At 31.9% G+C, this 26,601-nt stretch carries 25 protein-coding genes and 2 pseudogenes; 22 read left to right on the top strand and 5 right to left on the bottom strand.

Going from position 1 to position 26,601, the window contains the following annotated elements; translation table 11 throughout:
• Window positions 1-159: 159 nt before the first annotated feature.
• The 8 genes from AC2TDS_RS04970 (at window position 160) to AC2TDS_RS04935 (ending at window position 9,727) form a co-directional block, all read left to right on the top strand.
• Window positions 160-753 (top strand): toxin-antitoxin system YwqK family antitoxin, encoded by a 594-nt coding sequence (locus AC2TDS_RS04970; RefSeq protein WP_484738015.1) that lies wholly within the window; start codon window positions 160-162, stop codon window positions 751-753.
• A 214-nt stretch (window positions 754-967) separates the two neighbouring features.
• Entirely contained in the window at window positions 968-2,482 is a 1,515-nt protein-coding gene (locus AC2TDS_RS04965) for an IS1182 family transposase (RefSeq protein WP_484737691.1), read from the top strand.
• An 83-nt stretch (window positions 2,483-2,565) separates the two neighbouring features.
• Entirely contained in the window at window positions 2,566-3,180 is a 615-nt protein-coding gene (locus AC2TDS_RS04960) for a hypothetical protein (RefSeq protein WP_484738014.1), read from the top strand.
• A 73-nt stretch (window positions 3,181-3,253) separates the two neighbouring features.
• On the top strand, window positions 3,254-3,988 hold the full coding sequence (locus AC2TDS_RS04955; protein ID WP_484738013.1) for a DUF7003 family protein: 735 nt from the start codon (window positions 3,254-3,256) through the stop codon (window positions 3,986-3,988).
• A 675-nt stretch (window positions 3,989-4,663) separates the two neighbouring features.
• The gene (ltrA, locus tag AC2TDS_RS04950) at window positions 4,664-6,034 is read left to right on the top strand and encodes a group II intron reverse transcriptase/maturase (RefSeq protein WP_484738011.1); all 1,371 of its coding nucleotides are present in this window, start codon (window positions 4,664-4,666) and stop codon (window positions 6,032-6,034) included.
• A 182-nt stretch (window positions 6,035-6,216) separates the two neighbouring features.
• Window positions 6,217-6,771 (top strand): hypothetical protein, encoded by a 555-nt coding sequence (locus AC2TDS_RS04945; protein ID WP_484738012.1) that lies wholly within the window; start codon window positions 6,217-6,219, stop codon window positions 6,769-6,771.
• Between the two features lie 602 nt (window positions 6,772-7,373).
• The gene (gene ltrA / locus AC2TDS_RS04940) at window positions 7,374-8,744 is read left to right on the top strand and encodes a group II intron reverse transcriptase/maturase (RefSeq protein ID WP_484738011.1); all 1,371 of its coding nucleotides are present in this window, start codon (window positions 7,374-7,376) and stop codon (window positions 8,742-8,744) included.
• A 218-nt stretch (window positions 8,745-8,962) separates the two neighbouring features.
• Window positions 8,963-9,727: an Eco47II family restriction endonuclease gene (locus tag AC2TDS_RS04935; protein ID WP_484738010.1), complete on the top strand. Its 765-nt coding sequence runs from the start codon at window positions 8,963-8,965 to the stop codon at window positions 9,725-9,727.
• Here AC2TDS_RS04935 and dcm read toward each other — a convergent pair.
• Window positions 9,700-10,944: a DNA (cytosine-5-)-methyltransferase gene (dcm, locus tag AC2TDS_RS04930; protein ID WP_484738009.1), complete on the bottom strand. Its 1,245-nt coding sequence runs from the start codon at window positions 10,942-10,944 to the stop codon at window positions 9,700-9,702. The two genes, AC2TDS_RS04935 and dcm, sit on opposite strands and share 28 nt — an antisense overlap.
• 332 nt (window positions 10,945-11,276) lie before the next feature.
• Here dcm and AC2TDS_RS04925 point away from each other — a divergent pair, with 332 nt between their 5' ends.
• The 3 genes from AC2TDS_RS04925 to AC2TDS_RS04915 all read left to right on the top strand — a co-directional run bounded on the left by AC2TDS_RS04925 (window position 11,277) and on the right by AC2TDS_RS04915 (window position 14,527).
• Window positions 11,277-12,791 carry an IS1182 family transposase gene (locus tag AC2TDS_RS04925; protein ID WP_484737691.1) on the top strand — a complete coding sequence of 505 codons (1,515 nt, stop codon included), beginning with the start codon at window positions 11,277-11,279 and terminating at the stop codon, window positions 12,789-12,791.
• Between the two features lie 88 nt (window positions 12,792-12,879).
• Window positions 12,880-13,263: a hypothetical protein gene (locus tag AC2TDS_RS04920; protein ID WP_484738008.1), complete on the top strand. Its 384-nt coding sequence runs from the start codon at window positions 12,880-12,882 to the stop codon at window positions 13,261-13,263.
• A 151-nt stretch (window positions 13,264-13,414) separates the two neighbouring features.
• On the top strand, window positions 13,415-14,527 hold the full coding sequence (locus AC2TDS_RS04915; RefSeq protein ID WP_484738007.1) for a hypothetical protein: 1,113 nt from the start codon (window positions 13,415-13,417) through the stop codon (window positions 14,525-14,527).
• Window positions 14,528-14,811: 284 nt separating this feature from the next.
• Here the strand turns inward: AC2TDS_RS04915 and AC2TDS_RS04910 are convergent.
• Window positions 14,812-15,384 (bottom strand): annotated as a pseudogene (locus AC2TDS_RS04910) (IS91 family transposase); the annotation flags it as partial.
• 75 nt (window positions 15,385-15,459) lie between these two features.
• Between AC2TDS_RS04910 and AC2TDS_RS04905 the strand changes: the two are divergent.
• The gene (locus tag AC2TDS_RS04905; RefSeq protein ID WP_484736659.1) at window positions 15,460-15,588 is read left to right on the top strand and encodes a hypothetical protein; all 129 of its coding nucleotides are present in this window, start codon (window positions 15,460-15,462) and stop codon (window positions 15,586-15,588) included.
• Between the two features lie 163 nt (window positions 15,589-15,751).
• Window positions 15,752-16,648: a hypothetical protein gene (locus AC2TDS_RS04900; protein ID WP_484738006.1), complete on the top strand. Its 897-nt coding sequence runs from the start codon at window positions 15,752-15,754 to the stop codon at window positions 16,646-16,648.
• 287 nt (window positions 16,649-16,935) lie between these two features.
• On the opposite strand, the pseudogene AC2TDS_RS04895 reads toward AC2TDS_RS04900, so the two are convergent.
• Window positions 16,936-17,508 (bottom strand): annotated as a pseudogene (locus AC2TDS_RS04895) (IS91 family transposase); the annotation flags it as partial.
• 75 nt (window positions 17,509-17,583) lie between these two features.
• Here AC2TDS_RS04895 and AC2TDS_RS04890 point away from each other — a divergent pair.
• The 4 genes from AC2TDS_RS04890 to AC2TDS_RS04875 all read left to right on the top strand — a co-directional run bounded on the left by AC2TDS_RS04890 (window position 17,584) and on the right by AC2TDS_RS04875 (window position 19,867).
• Window positions 17,584-17,712, top strand: coding sequence for a hypothetical protein (locus AC2TDS_RS04890; protein WP_484738005.1), 129 nt, complete (start codon window positions 17,584-17,586; stop codon window positions 17,710-17,712).
• 302 nt (window positions 17,713-18,014) lie between these two features.
• Window positions 18,015-18,215: a hypothetical protein gene (locus AC2TDS_RS04885; RefSeq protein ID WP_484738004.1), complete on the top strand. Its 201-nt coding sequence runs from the start codon at window positions 18,015-18,017 to the stop codon at window positions 18,213-18,215.
• A 261-nt stretch (window positions 18,216-18,476) separates the two neighbouring features.
• A complete protein-coding gene (locus AC2TDS_RS04880) occupies window positions 18,477-18,692 on the top strand; it encodes a hypothetical protein (RefSeq protein WP_484738003.1) in 216 nt (71 codons plus the stop codon).
• 71 nt (window positions 18,693-18,763) lie between these two features.
• Complete coding sequence (locus AC2TDS_RS04875; protein ID WP_484738002.1) at window positions 18,764-19,867, top strand: thioredoxin-like domain-containing protein; 1,104 nt, start codon at window positions 18,764-18,766, stop codon at window positions 19,865-19,867.
• A gap of 768 nt (window positions 19,868-20,635) precedes the next feature.
• On the opposite strand, the gene AC2TDS_RS04870 is transcribed toward AC2TDS_RS04875, so the two are convergent.
• Together AC2TDS_RS04870 and meaB are read right to left on the bottom strand one after the other, a co-directional pair.
• Window positions 20,636-20,977 (bottom strand): tRNA-binding protein, encoded by a 342-nt coding sequence (locus AC2TDS_RS04870; RefSeq protein WP_484738001.1) that lies wholly within the window; start codon window positions 20,975-20,977, stop codon window positions 20,636-20,638.
• A 44-nt stretch (window positions 20,978-21,021) separates the two neighbouring features.
• Entirely contained in the window at window positions 21,022-22,092 is a 1,071-nt protein-coding gene (meaB, locus tag AC2TDS_RS04865) for a methylmalonyl Co-A mutase-associated GTPase MeaB (protein WP_484738000.1), read from the bottom strand.
• A 99-nt stretch (window positions 22,093-22,191) separates the two neighbouring features.
• Between meaB and AC2TDS_RS04860 the strand changes: the two genes are divergently transcribed.
• From AC2TDS_RS04860 to yidD, 5 genes are all read left to right on the top strand, one after another.
• A complete protein-coding gene (locus AC2TDS_RS04860; protein ID WP_484737999.1) occupies window positions 22,192-22,740 on the top strand; it encodes an RNA polymerase sigma factor in 549 nt (182 codons plus the stop codon).
• Window positions 22,733-23,308 carry a hypothetical protein gene (locus tag AC2TDS_RS04855; protein WP_484737998.1) on the top strand — a complete coding sequence of 192 codons (576 nt, stop codon included), beginning with the start codon at window positions 22,733-22,735 and terminating at the stop codon, window positions 23,306-23,308. Before AC2TDS_RS04860 ends, AC2TDS_RS04855 begins: the two co-directional genes overlap by 8 nt.
• Window positions 23,265-24,752 carry a hypothetical protein gene (locus tag AC2TDS_RS04850; protein ID WP_484737997.1) on the top strand — a complete coding sequence of 496 codons (1,488 nt, stop codon included), beginning with the start codon at window positions 23,265-23,267 and terminating at the stop codon, window positions 24,750-24,752. Before AC2TDS_RS04855 ends, AC2TDS_RS04850 begins: the two co-directional genes overlap by 44 nt.
• Window positions 24,753-24,856: 104 nt before the next feature.
• Window positions 24,857-26,335 (top strand): cysteine--tRNA ligase, encoded by a 1,479-nt coding sequence (gene cysS / locus AC2TDS_RS04845; protein ID WP_484737996.1) that lies wholly within the window; start codon window positions 24,857-24,859, stop codon window positions 26,333-26,335.
• Window positions 26,336-26,593, top strand: a complete 258-nt coding sequence (yidD, locus tag AC2TDS_RS04840) for a membrane protein insertion efficiency factor YidD (RefSeq protein WP_484737995.1) — start codon at window positions 26,336-26,338, stop codon at window positions 26,591-26,593.
• Window positions 26,594-26,601 lie beyond the last annotated feature (8 nt).

Here is a 26,601-nt window from a genome sequence, read left to right as displayed (position 1 = left end):
AAAAAAATAAAAGTTATGTGTGTAATTGTCGCCAAGCAATACGTGTCGCTATTCATACATAACAACATGTAAAACCAATGCCTGCCTTTGCGCGCTAAGTTCCAGCCGCATTTCACGGCACTGTTATTACACAAACGTTAGGCACAATTTAACAGACCTATGAGATTTTCAATTTTAATTTTATTATTTATTACTATTTCTGGGTTTGGTCAAGAAATAAAATATAGCCTTTACTTACAAGACCCTTGTTCAAACAGAATTGAGAAAAGTTTGAACTATCATCTAGAGAAGAATGAAAATAAATATGAGATATTGGACTTCGAGGGAACAATTTTACTTCAGGCAAAAGGAAAATACAAACTTATTGCACCTGAACTAGATGAAGAGTATGATATAATTATTGACAAATCTATTGACTCTGACACTATAGTTTTGCCAAAGGTCTTGGAAAAGATAATTTGGCCACCTCATTCAATAAAAGCAGGTTTAGACAAAGAAGTTGAAAGAGAAATTAAACAAAAGAATCTTCCTTCATTTTGGGTATGTGATATCAAATGCAATGGAAAATTAAATGACTATTATTCAAATGGCAACAAGAGGATTTCAGGAGCTTTTGTTAACGGACTCCCTGTTGGAGAATTGAAAAGATATTATCAAAATGGAAAAATAAAAGAAGTGTCAGTTCACGATAAAGACGGATTTTTGATTAAAAAAACTTTGTATAACCAAAATGGAAAGATTGTAACAGAATAAGAACTGTGCCTAACAACGGGTATTAGCAATGGCTCTGTTCAGGCAACCAAACAAAAATGAATCAGATTAACAACATAAAATATAAAAACAACATCGGTGATTGAGCCACTGCTCATACCCAAACCGTCAGACTGCGCAAAAACTCTTACTATAAAGGTTTTAAATTTGATTAACTATTCGTATTTTAATAGTGTAATTAAACACTAATTTTTATATGGATTTTATTCAAGGATTTGACCGAAATCAATTACAAATGATATCGTTTGATGAATTTGTAAAACAAGACTCTTGGGCTAGAATAGTTGATTTGTTTGTAGCGTGTTTACCAATAGATACTTTAGGTTTTAAGCATGAACATGCAAGTCAGGGACGTCCACCATATGCCACAACAGACTTATTGAAACTATTGTTGTACGGCTACAAAAATCATTTACGATCATCACGCAAGTTAGCACATGCCTGTCAGGTTAATATGGAAGTGATTTGGCTAATCAAAGGACTCAAACCATCAGCTCGTAAAATTGCTTACTTTAGAAAAGATAATTCAAAAGCATTTAAACAGGCCTTTAGATATTTTGTACTAATGCTTAAAGACATGGAGCTTATTGATGGTCAAACTATAGCAATAGATTCATTTAAAATTAGAGCTCAGAATGCACTCAAAAACAATTTTAACCAAAAGAAAATTGACAGGCATATCAAGTATATTGATGATAAAATAAATGAATACCTAAGTCAATTAGAACAAGAAGATGAGCTCGATAAACAAGAAAAAATCAAACATAAAATAGAGTATCAGCATAATAAAAAACTTAATTATATAAACATAGAAAAGCAACTTATTGATAGTGAACAAACACAAATAAGTTTAAGCGATCCAGATGCCAGAAGTGTGGTGCTACACCGAAACATCATCAATGTAGGTTATTGTATACAGGCTGGATGTGATAGTAAACACAACCTATTTATTAATAACGATACGGGAACAGTAAACGACACTCATGCGCTGTCTCCAATGGCTTTAGATGCAAAAAAAATACTAAAATTGAAACAGATGAATGTTTTGACAGATAAAGGTTATACAACAGGGAAGCACATTGATATTTGCACCAAAAATAACATTACAACATTTTCATCACCAAAGGCACATTCTTCTCAAAACAACGGCTTGTATGATATGCAAATTTTTAAATACAATCCACAACAAGACTATTATACCTGTCCTGCTAATAAACTACTTAAAACCAACGGAACTATTTACAATAAAAACAAGCATAAAGTAAAACATTATAAAAACCGACAAGCCTGTAAAAATTGTGACCTTAGAGCACAATGTACCACCAATAAAAACGGACGATTTATTGAACGATCCATTTACCAAGAAGCCCTTGAGAATAATAAAAAAAGAGTAGATTCAAATCCAGACTATTATAGGTTAAGGCAACAAGTAACCGAACATCAATTCGGCACTTTAAAACGACAATGGGGATTTACCTTTACACTTATGAAAGGCAAAGAAAACGTACTTTCAGAAGTTAATTTGATGATGATGGTTTACAACCTTAGAAGACTTATGTCTATTTTTACTCCAAACGATCTAAAAAACAAGCTAAAAGCGCTTGACCGACATATTTTGCACCTATACAAGCTATTTTTAGACTTTACAAGACCCTATTTATTTAAAAGTAACTTCCTCGTTGTAAATCCACTAATAATTAAGCACCCTTAGAACAAGCTAAAAAAGAAATAATAGCTACTTTTACAATAATAATCAGAGTTTGTGCGCAAACTCCCGTTGTAGCCAATTAGAAAATGAAATCACGAATGGCAATTGGAATTATAATAGCATTATTCGCTTTGATATATTTTACAAAGCCGAATAACAAAACTGAACATTCGAAATTGACAAACACAGAATATAGGGCGAAAGGAACAATTTTTTATCACGAAGACGATTTCTGTCAAATTGAGATTGTCCCAAAAGAAAACCTATCTGACTTATTAAAACAAGAGGATAATATCGCTGACTTTTCTGCCGAAAATGGATATTCGGACATCTATGTTAGAGATGAAAACAAAATCAGTTTAAAAAGTCGAGAAATAAACAAAACGGAACTGGAAAAACTGTTGACTGAACTTGGAACTGAAAAACATACAGAAGTAACAACTGGATATGGAAGTGAATATCGAGTGAAAAGTGAAAATACTGTTGGATTTGGGAAAGAATATTCAGCAGTCTACTTTAATTTTGAAAATGATAAAGTCAAGAATATTTGGACTACAAATCTATTTGGACTAAATAATGAAAAAGTTGTTGATGTCCTTTCCACAATTGGAGAAAAATGGAATTTAGTTTTGATGGATTGGAACCGTTCAGAACTCATTGACTTGTCGAATAAAGAAATGATTAAAAAATATCTAAAATAACTGGCTGCAACAAAACCTATACGCAATACCCTTCGGGATACTGCGCATAGCCAAACCGTTACCATACATACCAATGAACACCTTCGGATTTAAGAAAAAACAGGAATATTCAGCAAAGGAAATACTACAGCAACTTGACAAGTGTGCTGAAGATTTCACGTTTCCAATGTTGGACAATGGATACGTTTATCCCATTCACTCAAAAATGAGTGCTTACCGTGATGAAAAACGTTGGGCTTTAATTATCGAAGTAATCGGATTTAATTATCGTGGCGGAGGACATGATGGAATTTCCAATTGTCTGCACATTTTTGGCAACTGTATAGATACAAAGCCCGGAACTGACAACGCAAACTTTTTATACATAACGGATAATAATACTGAAAACTCAACTTTTGACGAAGAATATTTGGAAAGCCTAAACCCACAGGCAAAAACGATGCTTTTGCGTGGAAAAGAATTGAGTATTAATCACAATAGAGAATTTTACCTGAATAAAGGGATTAAACTCGAGGAGAAAGACAAAATTTTCATTTGGGAATTTATGAGAGGTTTAGAGCCTGAATACAACAATGAATTAGAAGCAACCGAACAAGAAATAAGAGAACGAATTCCATCGGATATATCAAAAATTATGGAACTGACTGAATGGTGTCATCCAGATTGTGCTGATTCTGAAATTCCAAGTAAAAATGAAACGTTTAGGCAAATAGCCAAAGTTTTGGAAACCGGAAAAACGGAATTCTACAAACCAACTAATGAACCGAATAATCATTGGAGAAACTGGCCAGATGGAGGAACGTTGTAAAAAAGTACGTATGGTAACAACGTTTATAAAACATAGCTATTAAGTGCTAAGCCGTAAGGTCTGTGTTTATTTGCAAAGTCCGCCAAATTTTTAATTTGGCTTTTAAAAAGTGAAAAATTAAAAACAAAATATAAAAATTAGGCTCTGTGTTAATCCGAAAAGTTAGTGTCTTTTTGCACGCTACGTTTCATACACAAGTCCGTTAGTGTGCCACGAAGTTGTGTAAATCCAGTGGGTGTAAATCCCACCAGAGTAATTGGCTGTTCACTCTGAAGGAATCTAGACAGTTAGACTCGTGAGGGTTTTGCTGAAGCTCTAGAGGACAAATAATCAAGCCGTAATGTGTAATACGTGAACCCATAGTAGCTTCGATAGGTGTACTCGCAATTTGGGGAGAGTTTTGACGGTCTTCGAACCCTGTCACTTCCATAGGATAAACAGTCGCGAGACTATGGAAGAGTTGCCGGAGTCATAGGGATGGCGTGATTATAGATGGATTTATACGGAACGTGGGAGGTCTCTTATAATAAGCATTGGCAAGGCAAAACATGCTGGTATAAGTATTACGAAATCCAGCAATGGTTATAAGAGAAGTCGGAGGAGCTCATAGTACCGATAATTATAGGGACAACATAACCCTATTTAGGAAAGGGGCTCTACTTTAGAGAAGCTTATATGAAAAACAGAACGACCTATATTGATGAAAATCTATTAGTAAGTCCATCGTTATGCGATGAGAAAGTTCGTGTTTTTCAAAGGAAGCTATACATTACAGCCAAGAGAGATAGCAGTTTTGTAGCACATAGTTTGTATGATAAAATATGTTTAGACTATTTTCTAATCACTGCATTCTATCGAGTTAAACAAAACTACACAAAAGGAAGGGGAGTAGATGGTGTTAGTATTGCTAGTATCGAGCAATCAGGTCTACAGACTTACTTAACAAACTTACAAAATGAATTAAGGGAGAAACGGTACCGAAGCAATTTAATTAAACGAGTTTTGATACCAAAAGAAGAGAAAGGATCTTTTCGGTCATTAGGAATACCTACCATAAAAGATAGGATAGTTCAAATGGCAGTAAAAATGGCCATAGAACCGCTATGGGAAACTGAATTTATAGCTACGTCTTATGGGTTCAGGCCCAAGCGAAGTGCCAAAGACGCAATAAAGCAGGTAAAGACAAATATCTACGAAGGGTATCAATTTGTACTGGATGCAGATTTATCGAAGTACTTTGATAGTATCCCTCATGACCGCCTGTTTATTTGCTTAAAGCGAAAGATTTCAGATACTTCGATACTTGGATTAATTCACCAATGGGTAAGAGCTCCTATACAATTAGAAACAAAGGAGTTATTAAAGAGTAAACAAGGAAGCCCACAAGGAGGGGTAATCTCTCCACTACTATCAAACATCTACTTGCATGAATTAGACAAAATAGTAACAAATCCAAAAGGTAAATTTGCCCACTCACAAATTCGTATAGTACGTTTTGCAGATGATTTTCTTCTAATGGGGAAATGGTATTTCAGTAAAGATATACTAAGTTATCTAGGTAAAATAGTATCGAATATGGGACTAAGATTAAACGCGAATAAAACCAAGTTATTACATACGAGCAAGAGCAGTCTCTACTTTCTAGGATTTGAAATTAGGAGTATACGCTCGAAATTTAGTTGGAACAAAAAGAAGTATACCAATATTCGTCCTAGTAATAAATCACGGAGTAAACTATTCCGAAAGCTTCGGGATACATTATATAAACGACGGCATTGGACTATACCCTGGATTGTATGGAAACTAAATAAGGTAATTCTAGGTTGGTTAAATTATTACTCAATAAGTAAAACGACCCATATTTGGGAAACGATCAAGGTTATAAAGAAACAATTGGATTACCAACTGTTTAAATGGATGAAAAGAAAAGGTCGAAAAGCACATCGGAAGCTTCGCCAGCGTCCCTATGAGACATTAGTTAGATTGTATAATCTTCTAGACATAGAAAAGTATGCTCGCTTAAAGACACTCTCGAAAGCGGAATGAAGAACTCTATTCGGTAAGCCGTATGAGGGAAAACTTCATGTACGGTTTGATGAAGGGGGCACTGATAGCTATTTTGTTTTTGTATATTTGGTAAAACAAGTAATACAAAAATATAGAGATAGCTATCAGGCTCTACTCTACTAAGCAATTTGACGACAAGAAATTACATACCTCTGGTTCTTTTGATTTTCTTATTTTCATGTCATAATCGTTTAATTGATGAAAAATATGATCATAAAGAAACTAAAAAATTCATCAGACAATTAATAGTAAACGAAAAAGAAGTTCATCAAGAAAAGAGTTTCATTAATGCTACTTGTATTCTAGAACATCCTGAATGGAGATCGTTTGACAATGAAGTCAAGCTAAAAATTCAAGAGGAATTAGGAATTGAGAATAAAGCATTTCTAGAAAATCAAATTTATCTATTTAAAAAATTCAAAATAACTAAAGAGTTAACGCTTCAAAAAAACATTATCACTGATCAAGAATATATTCAATTTAACGAATCATTCAATAAAAACGAATTTACTTATTTAAATTGGTTAGATAAAATGAATTGCAAACAAGGTTTTTCATCTATTTCCAAACCTTTATTTAATGAGAACTATGACCTTGCGATAGTTCGTTTTGAAAAAATTTGCGGACCATTATGTGGAGGAGGGTTATTAGCCCTATACGAGATAAAAAAAGGTAAATGGAAACAAAAGAAAATATTAGACAATTGGATATATTAAAAAGCTTATAACAAAGCGTATAGTTAATTGTTATTCCTTGCTAAACCGAAGGTAAGTGATTTTTTATAAAGCTAGTCTTTAACTCTAAATTTTGTACATTTAAAGACGCAACTAACCATACACAAACCGTTGGTGTGCCACGAAGTTGTGTAAATCCAGTGGGTGTAAATCCCACCAGAGTAATTGGCTGTTCACTCTGAAGGAATCTAGACAGTTAGACTCGTGAGGGTTTTGCTGAAGCTCTAGAGGACAAATAATCAAGCCGTAATGTGTAATACGTGAACCCATAGTAGCTTCGATAGGTGTACTCGCAATTTGGGGAGAGTTTTGACGGTCTTCGAACCCTGTCACTTCCATAGGATAAACAGTCGCGAGACTATGGAAGAGTTGCCGGAGTCATAGGGATGGCGTGATTATAGATGGATTTATACGGAACGTGGGAGGTCTCTTATAATAAGCATTGGCAAGGCAAAACATGCTGGTATAAGTATTACGAAATCCAGCAATGGTTATAAGAGAAGTCGGAGGAGCTCATAGTACCGATAATTATAGGGACAACATAACCCTATTTAGGAAAGGGGCTCTACTTTAGAGAAGCTTATATGAAAAACAGAACGACCTATATTGATGAAAATCTATTAGTAAGTCCATCGTTATGCGATGAGAAAGTTCGTGTTTTTCAAAGGAAGCTATACATTACAGCCAAGAGAGATAGCAGTTTTGTAGCACATAGTTTGTATGATAAAATATGTTTAGACTATTTTCTAATCACTGCATTCTATCGAGTTAAACAAAACTACACAAAAGGAAGGGGAGTAGATGGTGTTAGTATTGCTAGTATCGAGCAATCAGGTCTACAGACTTACTTAACAAACTTACAAAATGAATTAAGGGAGAAACGGTACCGAAGCAATTTAATTAAACGAGTTTTGATACCAAAAGAAGAGAAAGGATCTTTTCGGTCATTAGGAATACCTACCATAAAAGATAGGATAGTTCAAATGGCAGTAAAAATGGCCATAGAACCGCTATGGGAAACTGAATTTATAGCTACGTCTTATGGGTTCAGGCCCAAGCGAAGTGCCAAAGACGCAATAAAGCAGGTAAAGACAAATATCTACGAAGGGTATCAATTTGTACTGGATGCAGATTTATCGAAGTACTTTGATAGTATCCCTCATGACCGCCTGTTTATTTGCTTAAAGCGAAAGATTTCAGATACTTCGATACTTGGATTAATTCACCAATGGGTAAGAGCTCCTATACAATTAGAAACAAAGGAGTTATTAAAGAGTAAACAAGGAAGCCCACAAGGAGGGGTAATCTCTCCACTACTATCAAACATCTACTTGCATGAATTAGACAAAATAGTAACAAATCCAAAAGGTAAATTTGCCCACTCACAAATTCGTATAGTACGTTTTGCAGATGATTTTCTTCTAATGGGGAAATGGTATTTCAGTAAAGATATACTAAGTTATCTAGGTAAAATAGTATCGAATATGGGACTAAGATTAAACGCGAATAAAACCAAGTTATTACATACGAGCAAGAGCAGTCTCTACTTTCTAGGATTTGAAATTAGGAGTATACGCTCGAAATTTAGTTGGAACAAAAAGAAGTATACCAATATTCGTCCTAGTAATAAATCACGGAGTAAACTATTCCGAAAGCTTCGGGATACATTATATAAACGACGGCATTGGACTATACCCTGGATTGTATGGAAACTAAATAAGGTAATTCTAGGTTGGTTAAATTATTACTCAATAAGTAAAACGACCCATATTTGGGAAACGATCAAGGTTATAAAGAAACAATTGGATTACCAACTGTTTAAATGGATGAAAAGAAAAGGTCGAAAAGCACATCGGAAGCTTCGCCAGCGTCCCTATGAGACATTAGTTAGATTGTATAATCTTCTAGACATAGAAAAGTATGCTCGCTTAAAGACACTCTCGAAAGCGGAATGAAGAACTCTATTCGGTAAGCCGTATGAGGGAAAACTTCATGTACGGTTTGATGAAGGGGGCACTGATAGCTATTTTGTTTTTGTATATTTGGTAAAACAAGTAATACAAAAATATAGAGATAGCTATCAGGCTCTACTCTACGCACACATTAAAAACCAAAATTTCGCAAAACCAATAATATTCTCTAAATTCGTCTTACCTAAAAGAGGAATTGAAAAATGGCGAATAAATATTTAAGTTTTATATCTGACGAACACCTATTATCTTGTATTGGGAATCTTCACAAATCATATTTAAAAGCCAAAGCTAATGTGAGTAAAAAAAAATTCTATAAAAACAAGATTGACACTATTAAATTAACTTTTGATGCTAAATTCAACGATTTAGATGAAGAAACATTGATTAAAACAGAAATCAATCGCCAAATAGATAAATCTATCAACAACTCTATAGGTACTTTTCACGAACAAATATTAGGAGGGATTACAGGGTTTGAAATGGGAAACCTAAGTGGGTTTGATATAAAAGCAACTGATAACACTTTGTTTGCCGACATTAAGAACAAGCACAATACTATGAACAGTAGTTCTGCTGAAAGTTTGTTTCAAAAATTAGCAAAATATGCAGATACTTACAAACAAACTAAATGTTACTGGGTTCAAGTTTTAGCCAAAAATAGCTTTAACGAAAAATGGTTTGGAGAAATTAACGGAAAAGAATATAGTCACAGTAGAGTTTACAAAATATCAGGAGACCAATTTTATAAATTACTATCAGGAAAAGAAAATGCTTTATTTGAATTGTATCAAGTTTTACCACAAGCTATTTCTGATTATTTGAGCAAACAAGAAAATGAGAAAATACAAAGCAACTCAGCTCTTGAAGAAATTTCAACAAGTTCTAAAGAATCAAATAGAAGTATCTTAGATGAAATTACTTTTGAAAACTACAGCTACTATTTAGGTTTTGACAAGCTTAAATAGTAAGCATTCAAGAATTTAATTATCGAATAACCTATTTCTTGCCCTAAATTACAAGGAACGGCATTTCCAATTTGCTTGTATTGTTGAGAAACTGAACCCATAAACTTCCAATCATCTGGAAAAGTTTGTATTCTCGCATATTCTCTTACGGTAAACGGACGTGTTTCCTCTGGGTGGCATCTTTCAGTTTGTTTTTGGGCTGGACTACAAGTAAGTGTTAAACTTGGCTCATCCCAACCTATTCTTCGTGCAATACCTGTTTTCCCTCCTCCTAAATAAAAACTTTTCCCCATATATTCTTTTTGAATATCTAAAGGTAAGTTTCTCCAATACCCTTTTTGAGGAACTAAATCTAAAACAGCTTTTTTATGTTCAGGATATTTTGAGCCTTCAGATTTTGGCACATTACAATCATATAATTCCCCTTTTTTAAGAGCATCAACTAAATTATAGATTTTATTATGTGGTTTTGGATATTCATATTTCAAATCAATATCCTTACGAATTCCAACTAAAATTACACGTTCTCGTTTTTGAGGGACTTTATAGTTAATAGCTTTTAAAACCTGTACAGGAACAACATTGTAGCCAATTTCATCTAAAATTGAAATCATTCCCTCAATTGTTTTTCCTTTTTCGTGAGACAACAATCCTTTAACATTTTCTCCAATACAAATAAGTGGGTTAACCTCTTTTACTGCTCTTGCAAATTCATAAAAAAGCGTTCCTCTTGCATCTTGAAGTCCTAATTTTTTCCCTGCATAACTAAATGCTTGACAAGGAAATCCACCTGTAACAATATCTACTTGATTATTGTATTCTGTGAAGTCAAAAGATTTAATATCCCCCTCTAAAACATTCCAATTCGGTCTATTTTCTCTTAGTGTCTGGCAAGCCCATTTATCAATTTCATTTAAGGCTACACATTTAATACCTGCCTTTTCCATACCTACAGCTAAACCTCCTGCTCCTGCAAATAATTCTAAAACTTTAAATTCTTGAATTGGTTCAACAAAATTATCAACAGTATCTTCATAATCAATAGATAACTGTTTTAACAGCGTATTAATCTGTTCTTTTTTGTAAATTCTATATTTACTAATAGGTTCTCTAACAGCAGAAAACTTACCTTCTCTATCCCAACGTCTTAGAGTTTCTTTACTTTTTCCTAAAATTTGAGAAACCTCATTTAACGAATAATACTCTTTTGTAACCATATTACACAACCTTATACATTGGTTACAAATTTACAATAAAAATCGGAAAAATAAAACGTGTGCCAACAATGTATATAAATAATAAGGGTTCTATCTATAACCCAAAGGCATTGCTAATCTAATAAGTTCACCAAATATACAATATAAGTATTTAGAAAAAGATAAAAACTAAATTGTATATTTGGTTAATTCATAAACCGAAAAGTAAATACATTTTAATCCCTTACTATTCATATACTAACCGTCAGACTGCGCAAAAACTCTTACTATAAAGGTTTTAAATTTGATTAACTATTCGTATTTTAATAGTGTAATTAAACACTAATTTTTATATGGATTTTATTCAAGGATTTGACCGAAATCAATTACAAATGATATCGTTTGATGAATTTGTAAAACAAGACTCTTGGGCTAGAATAGTTGATTTGTTTGTAGCGTGTTTACCAATAGATACTTTAGGTTTTAAGCATGAACATGCAAGTCAGGGACGTCCACCATATGCCACAACAGACTTATTGAAACTATTGTTGTACGGCTACAAAAATCATTTACGATCATCACGCAAGTTAGCACATGCCTGTCAGGTTAATATGGAAGTGATTTGGCTAATCAAAGGACTCAAACCATCAGCTCGTAAAATTGCTTACTTTAGAAAAGATAATTCAAAAGCATTTAAACAGGCCTTTAGATATTTTGTACTAATGCTTAAAGACATGGAGCTTATTGATGGTCAAACTATAGCAATAGATTCATTTAAAATTAGAGCTCAGAATGCACTCAAAAACAATTTTAACCAAAAGAAAATTGACAGGCATATCAAGTATATTGATGATAAAATAAATGAATACCTAAGTCAATTAGAACAAGAAGATGAGCTCGATAAACAAGAAAAAATCAAACATAAAATAGAGTATCAGCATAATAAAAAACTTAATTATATAAACATAGAAAAGCAACTTATTGATAGTGAACAAACACAAATAAGTTTAAGCGATCCAGATGCCAGAAGTGTGGTGCTACACCGAAACATCATCAATGTAGGTTATTGTATACAGGCTGGATGTGATAGTAAACACAACCTATTTATTAATAACGATACGGGAACAGTAAACGACACTCATGCGCTGTCTCCAATGGCTTTAGATGCAAAAAAAATACTAAAATTGAAACAGATGAATGTTTTGACAGATAAAGGTTATACAACAGGGAAGCACATTGATATTTGCACCAAAAATAACATTACAACATTTTCATCACCAAAGGCACATTCTTCTCAAAACAACGGCTTGTATGATATGCAAATTTTTAAATACAATCCACAACAAGACTATTATACCTGTCCTGCTAATAAACTACTTAAAACCAACGGAACTATTTACAATAAAAACAAGCATAAAGTAAAACATTATAAAAACCGACAAGCCTGTAAAAATTGTGACCTTAGAGCACAATGTACCACCAATAAAAACGGACGATTTATTGAACGATCCATTTACCAAGAAGCCCTTGAGAATAATAAAAAAAGAGTAGATTCAAATCCAGACTATTATAGGTTAAGGCAACAAGTAACCGAACATCAATTCGGCACTTTAAAACGACAATGGGGATTTACCTTTACACTTATGAAAGGCAAAGAAAACGTACTTTCAGAAGTTAATTTGATGATGATGGTTTACAACCTTAGAAGACTTATGTCTATTTTTACTCCAAACGATCTAAAAAACAAGCTAAAAGCGCTTGACCGACATATTTTGCACCTATACAAGCTATTTTTAGACTTTACAAGACCCTATTTATTTAAAAGTAACTTCCTCGTTGTAAATCCACTAATAATTAAGCACCCTTAGAACAAGCTAAAAAAGAAATAATAGCTACTTTTACAATAATAATCAGAGTTTGTGCGCAAACTCCCGTTGTAAACAATTTAAAGCATTAATGACGAAAAAAGAAATTGATAACATTCTGAAAAATGAATCTGGGATTATCCTGTTAGAAAAGGAATCTGAACAGTCTTTTTTTGAATCAGTTCTAAACAACACTATTTCGTTAATTTCTGCCATATATTTCTTGACAAGAAAAAAACTTGATTCTTTAATTCTGACCGAAAAAAGAATTTTACTAATAGTGCGGAACAAAATTCAAATTGAAAAAAAATTAAATGGAAGTGAGTCATTAATTTACAATGGTGTTAAATCTGCATTAGAAATAAATGACAAAAATGAAAAATCTATTATTGGATTGAAAAAATTGCGTGTGAGTTATGAAGAGGGAAAATTAATAAGACAAAAAATAACCGAATTTGACAATAGAACTGAATAATAAACAGTTTACAACAATATATAACCGCAATTACGGCGGATTCGACTACGTCCAAATCCACTTGGAATTGCTAAATACAGTGCTTAACCGAAAATTAATTTAACTTTAACCCGCAACTGACGGTTATACGAGACCATTACTCAGAATTAAAATGCAAAAAAAAACAAAATATATCACATTACTAGTAGTTGTAGCTTTAGCTTCACTTTTCTTCTACGGGAGAGGAGTTTTTGAGACTGATAAACAAATATTTTTAGAGATAAAAAAATTAGCGGAAAATGGAAAAATTAGTGATGCTATTAATGAAATGGAAAAAAGAAAAGTTTCCATTTTGCCTCCTATTAATACTGCCTATGATAAGTGGATAGAAAAATTTGATTCAAGATATATAACTCAAGATGAGATTATTGAAAACACTTCTGAAAACAAAATTGTAAACGATATTTCTAATATTTATCGTAAATATTGGAGAACCGAACTTTTAAAGAATAATCTAGAAAACAAAACAGATACGTTACTTTATAAAAATCTCACAAATTATTTAGTATCAAATAATTTAACAATTCTTTCCCAAGACAGTTTATCTGAAAACATTAGAAATCACCAAGAACTCAAAAGAATAATTGAAGGAGAAGGTTTTAAAACAAGATTTTTAAATAGAAATGGATTTGAAGAAGTATTTATTTGGGATAAAGAAACAATTAATTGGTATAATGTAATACTACCTAGAGACACAACCTATATCAAAGTAATATTTATAGAGAATTATCATTTAAATGGCTATGATAATTTCTCCACTTTTGGTGTTTTACAAGTTGGAGGTTGGGCTCTTAAAGAATCTGCTACCTTATACTGTAATAAAAGTGAATACAATTTGACTTCTGAAAAGTTTATGATTTCCTATTTAAAGCACGAAACTTTACATTTTACTGACTTAAACGATTATCCAAATTTAAGTTTTGCCGATTTAGAATATAGATCTAAAGTTATTGAGTTAATATATTGTACTGAAGAAACTATATACGATATAATCGCACAATTTATATATACGGCAGATTCAGCAAATAGGGAGTATTCTCACTCATATGCTAATTATATATTAATTAAAAATTTATCACAATTGATTTTCAATTCCGAATACGAAACAGATATTAATAAATGGAAAGAAATACCAGTTGAAGATATTAATACTGCAGCATTTTCTTTATACAAAAAGAGTGAACTAACTTTGGAAAAAGAAAATGATATGACTGAAATAATATAAAAAAAGTGGCTAATAACTAAGTATATGGCGTGCCGATAGGCTAACGCTATATATCCTGTTGACTGATCCGTTGACAGTAAGGGGTAAAACGATAAGTTTATGCTGTTTTTGTAAGTGAAGATTCGTTATTTTCTAAGAGAAGTTTAGCTATTTTTATGTGTCTTAGTTTATAATTTGCTACTTTTTCTTTCTGATTGTAAAATTTATAGCTTAATCTGCTTGTTTATTTGGTTTTTTCTTAAATATAGGCATTAATTGTCTAGGACACTTTTTAGTGTCATTTTTTAAGTCATGTATTTTTGAATTTTCTGATTAGCCAACCGTTTATAATTTTTAGGAGGCCCTCTAGAGCCAAAAGTTAGCAATGTAATTAAGCTTGCTTTTTTACAACTCGGGCAACATCTGTGTACACTTTTCTCAGTAGGGATAAATAGGTCAATAGTATCTAGCTCTTTATCTGCTAATAGCAATTGTAATCTTGGTAACTTTACTTTTTTCCAACTACTACTTAAAATTCCATAATGTCTAATTCTGGTAAAGCCTTTGGGTAGAATATGCAATTGAAACCGTCGAATAAACTCTTTAATCTTTAAAGTTAGGATGGTTTTTCGTCCATTTTTACGATAGTCTTTGATACGAAAAGTCACTGTTTTCTCTTCTTTATTAATAGCTATTATTCGGTGATTACTAATGGCTATTTTATGAGTATATCTCCCTAAATATTCTATTACATTTTCTGGTTTTCCAAAGGGAGGCTTTGCATAAACAACCCATTTATTTTTAAACAAATCATCATATAATGATTGGCCTACATCTGGAATTACTTTTCGTAGTTTAGCCATAAAGACACCTCTAAAATAAGTAAAACGACCCATATTTGGGAAACGATCAAGGTTATAAAGAAACAATTGGATTACCAACTGTTTAAATTGATGAAAAGAAAAGGTCGAAAAGCACATCGGAAGCTTCGCCAGCGTCCCTATGAGACATTAGTTAGATTGTATAATCTTCTAGACATAGAAAAGTATGCTCGCTTAAAGACACTCTCGAAAGCGGAATGAAGAACTCTATTCGGTAAGCCGTATGAGGGAAAACTTCATGTACGGTTTGATGAAGGGGGCACTGATAGCTATTTTGTTTTTGTATATTTGGTAAAACAAGTAATACAAAAATATAGAGATAGCTATCAGGCTCTACTCTACGCACCAATTTGACCACAGAAATATGAAATGGACTTTAACAGCAATTCTTACAATCTTAATCTTGACCGATTTAATTGCGAGTCCTCAAGTTCCTGATTATATTATTTACAAAAACGACACAATTCCGACATACAACTTATTGGTCGAACAATATCTACAAACTCAGAAAGATGATAATGGAAGATTATTTGATTTGAGTTTCAGAAACTCAATAGATGGTCAGTTAGGGACTTCAATGAACTGTTGGAGAGGATATCAAGCCATTTACAAAATAGAAAATGACAGTTTATTTGTAAGTGCAATAATTGACTGCCATTCTCTGGAAAATAAAAATCAAAAATCAAATAACTACGTCAAAAAAGTATTTGGAGATAAAGTCAAATATGACAAAGTTTTTATAAACTGGTATAGTGGAAATATAAGTTTTCCAGAAAAATCTAAAGAAAACAAAATCTTACGTTGGGATGGAGTATTTGAAAGAGTTTTTCTCTATGAAACAGCTATAAAAATTGAAAATGGAAAAATAATTGAGATTAGTAACGAAGAACACTATGTCGATTTAGAAAATGGAATAGATAGAATGAAAAGAGATTCTATCAGCAACATTTTATTTGACCATATCAAGAATTACAAATGGACTAAAAAGGTCAAATTTGACTGTGGGGAGAGATATACAGTCGTAATTGGAAAAAACGGAAAAATAAGAGATGTGATAATGACTGATTATCAAACCAAGGAAAATATTGAAGAATATTGGGACACCAAAAGAGAGTACAGTTTTTGTGTAAAATCTGTAGAAAAAGCACTATCTGAATTGCAGTTTGACGTGCTAAAACGGAAAGGAAAACCGATAGAGGAAAAGGTGTTTATCGAAATTTGGTTTAATGAAGATGGAACAATAGAAAACTGGACGGATTAAAAAAAAACTGGTGCCAATAACTAAGTATATGGCGTGCCGATAGGCTAACGCTATATATCCTGTTGACTGATCCGTTGACAGTAAGGGGTAAAACGATAAGTTTATGCTGTTTTTGTAAGTGAAGATTCGTTATTTTCTAAGAGAATTTTAGCTATTTTTATATGTCTTAGTTTAAAATTGCTACTTTTTCTTTCTGATTGTAAAATTCATAGCTTAATCTGCTTGTTTATTTGGTTTTTTCTTAAGTATAGGCATTAATTGTCTAGGACACTTTTTAGTGTCATTTTTTAAGTCATGTATTTTTTAATTTTCTGATTAGCCAACTGTTTATAATTTTTAGGAGGCCCTCTAGAGCCAAAAGTTAGCAATGTAATTAAGCTTGCTTTTTTACAACTCGGGCAACATCTGTGTGCACTTTTCTCAGTAGGGATAAATAGGTCAATAGTATCTAGCTCTTTATCTGCTAATAGCAATTGTAATCTTGGTAACTTTACTTTTTTCCAACTACTACTTAAAATTCCATAATGTCTAATTCTGGTAAATCCTTTGGGTAGAATATGCAATTGAAACCGTCGAATAAACTCTTTAATCTTTAAAGTTAGGATGGTTTTTCGTCCATTTTTACGATAGTCTTTGATACGAAAAGTCACTGTTTTCTCTTCTTTATTAATAGCTATTATTCGGTGATTACTAATGGCTATTTTATGAGTATATCTCCCTAAATATTCTATTACATTTTCTGGTTTTCCAAAGGGAGGCTTTGCATAAACAACCCATTTATTTTTAAACAAATCATCATATAATGATTGGTCTACATCTGGAATTACTTTTCGTAGTTTAGCCACAAAGACACCTCTAAAATAAGTAAAACGACCCATATTTGGGAAACGATCAAGGTTATAAAGAAACAATTGGATTACCAACTGTTTAAATGGATGAAAAGAAAAGGTCGAAAAGCACATCGGAAGCTTCGCCAGCATCCCTATGAGACATTAGTTAGATTGTATAATCTTCTGGACATAGAAAAGTATGCTCGCTTAAAGACACTCTCGAAAGCGGAATGAAGAACTCTATTCGGTAAGCCGTATGAGGGAAAACTTCATGTACGGTTTGATGAAGGGGGTACTGATAGCTATTTTGTTTTTGTATATTTGGTAAAACAAGTAATACAAAAATATAGAGATAGCTATCAGGCTCTACTCTACTCAAACAATATAAATTAATCTATGAAAGGAATTTACATAACAATTATAGTCTCTGTTTTTTTAAAGTTGTTCTTCATCTCAAAAAACTGCCAGGAAAATAAAATATCTAAAATTTTATAAAAATAAATTTACTGAAAATTATACATGAAAAATATATAACTGTGAATGGTAAAGACACCGCAAAAATTAATGAAATTAGATATGAATGTGTTTATTCTTCTCTTTACACACACAAAGTGATGTATGATAAATATGGGAAATGGGATTTGGAGATTTTTCCAAGTAACAGCAATCACCCAATACTAATGTCTGGTGCTTTTGATACAGTTTCTTTAGGGATTACGCATTTTTATATGAGTTGAATTTGAACGCCTTTTTAGGTGTTTTTGTTTTTGATAAGTATAATTAATTTTCAATTTATAAACTAAGTTAATAATAAAACAAAAAAAATATTTGTGATTTTAATAATTTTGTTGATATAAATGAAAATATGTTGATTAAATTGCTGACTGATTGAATTGCTGACTTTTCATTTTTTTTATTAAAACTAAAATTTTATCGCGATAATAGGTGGAAACTGAAAAGCCTTTAACAGATTAAGTGACATTTTAAAATTTTTAATTATGAAAAAAATGAAATTTTTTAGTGATGCTCTTTCAAGAAATGAAATGAGACACATTAAGGGAGGTAGTGGACCATGTAGAGATGCATATCCTGACCAAGGTAATGGATGCAAATGTCAGCGTAATGACCAATGTGCTTCAGGTTATTGCGGTCCGGATTCAAGTAGTGGCTGGTGGGGAAAATGTGCAGACAAACCTAGTTTTACACGCGCTTAATGTGTGTTTTACAAAAAAAGAATCCAAGAAATTATTTCTTGGATTCTCTATAAGTATAAATTTATATAATTATGAAAATACTTTTTTTAACAATATCTATAATTCTATTGTCTTGTAAAAAAGAAATACCTAATGATTTTGAATTATTAGGAGAAATAGCAGATTTAAAAAATAATTCTAAAATAAAACTGTTTGACTATAATCAGTTTAAGGTAATTGATTCAACTTTTTCAAATAACGGAAAGTTTAAATTTACAGGAAATTTAGATTATCCTTTTGAAGCAGGTTTATTAATTGAGAATGAAAAAATATTAGTTCAATTTTGGATTGAGGAAGGTTTAATTACCCTTAATTCAAATAAATTAAACTTAAAAAATGAGCAAGGAGAATTTAGTAAGAACATTAAAGGAAATAGAATAAATTCAATAGCTCAAAAGTATATTTCATATATGAAACCATATCAAAAAGAAAAAGCAAAAGCTTATTCAAAAAAGGAAAAAGGGTTGATTAATGAAAAAAGTTATAAAAGTTATATAGATAGAGTTTATAAAAAAGCGTACCAATTTTTAATTAAAGATTCTAATAGTGATAATTATTTTTCTTTAAATGAAATTATAAATTTAAAAAGAGGCTATTCTAAAACTGAATTAAAAAAATTTTATGATAAACTTTCAGTAAATATTAAAGAATCACCAAAAGGAATTACTTTAAGAGAATATATTGAATCTTCAGGTGTAAATATTGGAGAATTTGCGCCAGTTTTTTCAGGAACAAATATTGAAGGAGATTCAATTTCTATAAATAATTTTAAAGGTAATTATATATTATTAGATTTTTGGGCATCATGGTGTTCACCTTGTATTAAAAAATTAGAAAAAGATTTTCCAGAAATTAAAAAGAGATATGCAGATAAAAATTTGAAGATTATAAGTTATTCATTTGATGAAGATAAGCAGATGTGGGAAAAGATTAGTAACTCTTTAAATATTGACTGGATAAACATCTCAAATTTTAAAAGAATGAAGGAGAGCTTAATTGCATTTAAATATGGCGTTGAAGAATTGCCCACAAGTTTTTTAATTGACACTAACGGGAAAATTATAAAGCAAATAAACTATAATGATAATTTATTGATTGAATTAGAAAAAATAATTGTAAAAAAATATGAAAGATGATAAAAACAAATACTTCTTATATAGATATTTAGAAGTGTTTTTTATCCTATGAAAAGTATATTTAAGCATTTTGTGAATTAGAAAAGGCGCAAGATCTCTTTACCTCTATTTTTGTGCAGTAAGAATAGTAAATAAGATAATTAAGAAAAAGCTTAGGTTTAAAAAGCTCCCGAAGGAGCCATACTAGATTAACTTGATCTATACGACTTCCCCTTAAAAAGTCACATAAAGTGCGTGAAGATAAAGTATTAATAGGTCAGCTTAAACAGGAAAAACCCCTATTTAATTTTGAGTGAGAAAAATAGCAATCTATAAAGAAGGGCTAAGGTCCGATTATACAAGGAAAATCAATCTTTTTGAAGTGTTTTTAGATCATAAAAAAAACGTAATTATTGGTTCGCTTGCAATTCGACAACGTAAATATTGTGTGTTAATTGATATTTTGGAGTTTCGTTTTTGTATGTGATTTTGTTCGTTTTGATCACGTAGACAAAAAAATGATATAATTTAGAAGTGTAATCTCATTTTTAGTCAATAAAAGGAAGTCAAGATAAATCATGTAGGAAAATAAAGAAAGGATGAAACTTCCTTAAATACAATCAGTTTTCGTTGAGTAAGGATTTTTATACTAGATTTTGTAACCTGTAATTCAAAATTAGTCACAGATCTATAGTACTCGCAATTCATAGAAGTAACTAAGGACTTCATAGCAGCAATATTCTAACTAGATAAGTCAAGGCAAGGTGGTTTCGCTGTTCTTAACAAGAACTAACCTATTTTAGTTCCATTTTTAATGTTGCGTTCTGGAGTTATCAAAGTAACCTCTTTATTATCACCAATACCACCCAATACAAGACATTCACTCATTATGTTAGCGATTTGCTTTTTAGGAAAGTTTACTACAGCAACGACTTGTTTTCCAATTAATTCTTCAGAAGAATATAATTTGGTTATTTGTGCTGAGGTTTTTTTTGTGCCGAATTCACCAAAATCAATGAGCATTTTGTAGGCAGGGTTTTTTACCTCTTTAAAAATTTCAGCACTTATAATAGTACCAATTCGCATTTCAACTTTGGAAAAATCATTCCAACTAATTTGATCATTTTTCATTTCTGTTAACATTACAAATGATATATGTTTTTTAATAATCGAAATTATTTTTTCAACAAGCGTTTAGCTGCGCTAAAAGGAGTTGTTTTTCCGTTTTCAAGCTTAGCTATTTCTTGCTCCAATAAATTCTTAATTTTCGGGTTATGATAAAAATCAGCTTTTAACTGCTGATTAATAGTTTCTAATAACCAATATTTATTTTGCGAGTGTCTTTTTTTGTCAAAGTACACGTTTTGTTTACTATTTATAATATATGCATCAATCATAGTGTATATAGTATCTATTCCTTGGTTAAGCAAAGCACTAGCGACTAAAACTTTTGGAATCCAACCATTTTCTTTAGGGGGGTATAGGTGTAGAGCACGATTGAACTCTACCTTAGCAATTTTTGCGTTTTTAGCATTATCTCCGTCAGCTTTGTTAATTACAATAGCATCTGCCATTTCTATGATACCGCGTTTAATACCTTGTAACTCGTCACCAGCCCCAGCCAATTTTAACAATAGAAAGAAATCTACCATAGAGTGTACTGCGGTTTCCGATTGTCCAACCCCAACGGTTTCAATAATAATACTATCAAAACCTGCCGCTTCACATAAAATAATAGTTTCACGTGTTTTTTGAGCTACACCACCTAATGAGTTTCCAGAAGGAGAAGGTCTAATAAAAGCATTTTCGTCAGTTACTAATTGCTCCATTCTTGTTTTATCTCCTAAAATACTTCCTTTATTTATGGAACTACTTGGATCAACTGCTAAAACGGCAACTTTTTTTCCAAGAGAGGTTAAGTGCTTTCCAAAAGATTCAATGAACGTGCTTTTTCCTACGCCGGGAACTCCCGTAATTCCAATCCTGATAGAACTGTTAGCATGGGGTAAACAAGCCTCTAAAATTTGATTAGCTTTTTTTTGGTGTTTAGGGTTGGTGCTTTCCACCAAAGTAATAGCTCTGCTCAAAAAGGTAATATCACCAGCAAGTATTTTTTCAATAAATTCGTTTGCAGAAGTTTGTTTTCTTCTATTAGACTTGATTTTTTGAGCCGATTTTTTGCTGGTAGTTTCCGGTTGAGAAATTCCATCTTTTTCTGATAATGCCGATTTGTTTTTTGCTGTCATGAAAGTAAAAACGAAATGTTAATGTAAATTTAGAAATAAAATTTCAAGAAAAATGCAACGCAAGAGAAAAAGAATCGTCTTTAAGATAAGAAACCAAAAATGAAAACAACCAAACACTTACATCAATCAATTATTGAGGCTTGTAAACTAAATGACGCAAAGGCACAAATGCAATTATATGATTTGTACAGTCAAGCTATGTTTAGGGTGGCTCTTAGGTATGTAAAAGATGTTTCTGAAGCGGAAGATATAATGCAAGAAGCGTTTATAAAAGCGTTTAAAAAAATTCATTCATTTAAAGAAGAAGTAACCTTTGGGGCTTGGTTAAAAATAATTGTTATTAATCAAAGTATTGATTGGTTAAAAAAGAAAAAAATAGACATAGTATCTATAAATGAAGAGATAACATCATTGGTAGAAGATGAAGATTGGAGTATCGCTTCTAATATATCTTATGATGATATTGTTCACTGTATTGAAAGATTAAAAGAAAAATACAGATTGGTAGTGGTATTATACTTGTTAGAAGGGTATGATCATAAAGAAATCTCGGGTATTCTAGGGATCACAGAAGCCACTTCAAGAACTCATTTGATGAGAGGAAAAAGACAAGTACAAGAAACTTTAAAAAGAAGGTATTATGCATAACGACATAAGAAAATTATTGAAAAGTAGCACTGAACATAAAGTTGAATTACCAGTAGGTCATAGAGTACGTTTTGAACAAAAATTAATGAATGAGTTACATGGAGAGAAATCAGTGGTGAAAAAAACATATAGTTGGTTCAATATAGCTGCTTCAATTATTTTATTGATAGGGTTAGGAAGTACATTTTATTTGAACAGAACAAATGTAAACCCAGGTTTTGAAAATACCTTGAACTCAACACACTCGAATCAACTAAGTTTGGGAAGTATCTCACCAGAATTAAAAACGATTGAATCATATTATATCAACACGATTAATTATGAATTGAGTCAACTAGAACTTACCAAAAACAATAAAGAATTATTTGATGGTTATTTGACACAACTGAAAGAATTAACCGAAGAATACGCGGCGTTAACCAACGAGCTCAATACAAAAGGTGTTAACGACGATACTATCAATGCATTGATTGGAAACCTGCAATTGCGTTTACAGTTGTTAAAACGTATGCAAAAACAATTACATGAATTTAAAAATACAAATCAAAATGATACGCAAGCCATTTAAGATAAGTGTTCTATTGCTCATAGTCACAAGTACACTTATTGCTCAAAAAGTAGAAAAGAAGTTTAAAGAGAAATTTTATACAAACCAAGACGTGGTTATCGATATTAATGCATCTAATGCGGAAATAGAAGTAACTACATGGGATAAAAATGAAGTTCTAGTTGAAGGGAGTATTCAAGTAGAAGGACTGGATAAAAAGGAAGCTGAAAAGTATTTAAATCATTGGGAATTTGAGGCTTTAGGGAATAAAAAAACAGTGCAAATAACAGCAAAAACTAGTGCGTCCTTTCCGTTTGAAAAAAATAATGTCTTGTTTTTCAATACCTTTTCAAATAGTAGTTTCCCTGGAGGGTTTCATATAGATATCAATGATGATGAAATGTTTGAGTTTCCAGAGATTAGTTTGCCTGATATTGATGGTATAGTTTCAGACCTAGAAAACATAGATTTTGACATGATCAGTGTGCTTTCAGGATTGGAAAACATAGAATTTGATTTTGATAAATATGCCAAAGACGGAGATACGTATTTTTTTCAATGGAAAGATGGGGTAAATGATATCAAGATAAAATCGAAAGAGGAATGGGAGAGGTTTAAAAAATCAAAAAAATATAAAAGGTTTAAAAAGAAACAAGAAGAACTCAAAAAAGAAGTAAAGAAAAAAAGTAAAGAGTTGATGAAAGCTAAGGTTGAGCAAAGTAAAGCTGTGGCCAGAGCTAAAACAGAACTGAGTAAAATAAAGAGAAAAGAAGTCAAAGAAGCTTTGGAAAAGGTTCGTAAGTTAGGGTATTTTAATACGAGCTTTTCAAATATGGGTAATACAGTAGTGAATGGAAAAGAAATTAAAATAGTCAAAAAAATAAACATTAAAGTACCTAAAAAGGCAACGTTTAATCTAAATACTCGTCATTGCAAAATTAAACTACCAAAAACAAAAGTGAATGGAAAAGTTAGTTATGGGGTATTTAAGGCGGAGTCTTTAAACGGAGGAGAATTAAATGTTTCCTTTTCACCAGTTACTATTAATTCATTAGATACTTTTACCTTGTTTTTAAATAATGTAACCGATGCTCAAATAGCATCGGTTACAAATACAAAGGTTCATTCGAAGTCGTCAGTAGTAAATATTGACCATGTCTATAAAGATGTAGAAATCGTTAATAATTATGGGGAATTGCGTATTCAAAAAGTAAGTGATCATTTTGACACATTTTACGTGGTTTTAAATTATGCGAATGCGTTTATTAATTTACCAAATATGGCAGGAAATTTGTCGTATTCAATAGGGAATAAATCACCATTACTTCCCCAAAAGCCTTCTATGGAGTTTTCATTGCATAGTGAAACAGGAAAGAAAGCATTAAATGGTAATTTTCTTATAGCTTCAAAAAATCATAAGATTAAAATAAAAGGAAAGTATTCGCAATTAACGGTTCTTGAATAGGCTGCTTAAAAAATTGTTTATTGACTCAAAATTTCACTTAAATTCCATTTCTCTATTCTTTATAAAGTGCCTATATTTAGCATCTGTAAATAGTCACTTTTTCTATGGAATTATATAAAGAAAATCAACTTAAAATATACAACTCGTTATCAAAAAGCAAAGAGCTTTTTAAACCTGTAATTGAAGGAAGTGTCGGGATGTATGTATGTGGTCCAACCGTTTACAGCAATGTACATTTAGGTAATATTCGAACCTTTATGTCTTTTGACATGGTGTTTCGATACTTGTTACATTTAGGCTACAAAGTTAGGTATGTTCGCAACATTACTGATGCAGGCCATTTAGAAAATGATGCAGATGAAGGGGAGGACAGAATAGCAAAAAAGGCACGATTAGAAGAAATTGAACCGATGGAAGTTGTGCAACGTTATACTGTAGATTTTCATACAGTAGCGGCAAAATACAATTTTTTACCACCAAGTATTGAACCTACAGCAACCGGGCACATTGTAGAACAGATTGAAATGATAAAGCAGATCATAGAAAAAGGATTTGCTTATGAAGTTAATGGTTCTGTATATTTTGATGTGTTAAAATACAACGAAGATCATAATTACGGAATTTTATCTGGTCGTACCATTGAAGACGCTATACATAACACAAGAGTATTAGATGGTCAATCAGATAAAAAGAATCCACAAGATTTTGCTTTGTGGAAAAAAGCAGATGATCGTCATATTATGCGTTGGCCTTCACCTTGGAGTGATGGTTTCCCAGGATGGCACCTAGAGTGTTCAGTAATGAGTTCTAAATATTTAGGGGATCAATTTGATATTCACGGAGGAGGAATGGACTTAAAGTTCCCACACCATGAATGTGAAATAGCACAATCGCACACCTGTTCTGGAGTACAACCCGTGAATTACTGGATGCATACAAACATGCTATTGCTCAATGGTCAAAAAATGGCGAAATCTACCGGAAATTATATTTTACCGGAAGAAATTTTAACAGGAGATAATGATATTTTACCAAAGGCATTTAACGCAGGAGTAATCCGTTTCTTTAATATGCAGGCACATTATCGTAGTATTTTAGACTTTTCAAATGAGGCGTTATTGGCTTCTGAAAAGGGATATAATAAGCTGATGGAAGCTGTGAAGGTTTTGAAGTCTATTGAAGCGAGTGCGATTTCTGATTTTGATGTACATGCATGGAAACAGAAATGTTACGATGCTATGAATGATGACTTTAATACGCCTGTGTTAATAGCACACTTATTTGAAGCAGTGAAGTTTATTAATTTGGCAAAAGATAAAAAAGCTCAAATTACAGTAGAAGATTTAGAGATTTTAAAATCAACTTTGGATATTTTTGTTTTTGATGTGTTAGGTCTTTTAAATGAAAATAAGCAACAAGGCACTGATAAAATTGACGGTGTGGTTGAGTTGTTAATAAAACTAAGAAAAGAAGCAAGAGAAAATAAAGACTGGGCACTTTCAGATCAAATTCGTGATGAATTATTAGCTCTAGGAATTCAATTAAAAGATGGCAGAGAAGGAACAATATTTACAATTAATTAAGTGAAGAAGATTCTAACATATCCATTTATAGTACTAGTTCGTTTTTATCAAACAGCAATATCTCCGTATACACCATCAACTTGTAGATATACTCCCACCTGTTCGCATTACACAGTGGAAGCATTACAGAAACATGGGCTTTTTTATGGAGGCTGGTTAGCTATAAAAAGAATTTTCAGCTGTCATCCATGGGGAGGTCAGGGGTATGATCCTGTTCCCGAAAAAAAAGAAATTAACAATCGTCAGCAAAAAGAGTAGAAAACGAC

It is taken from the genome of Tenacibaculum profundicola (assembly GCF_057220795.1).
This window is presented reverse-complemented; position numbering and strand designations above follow the sequence as displayed.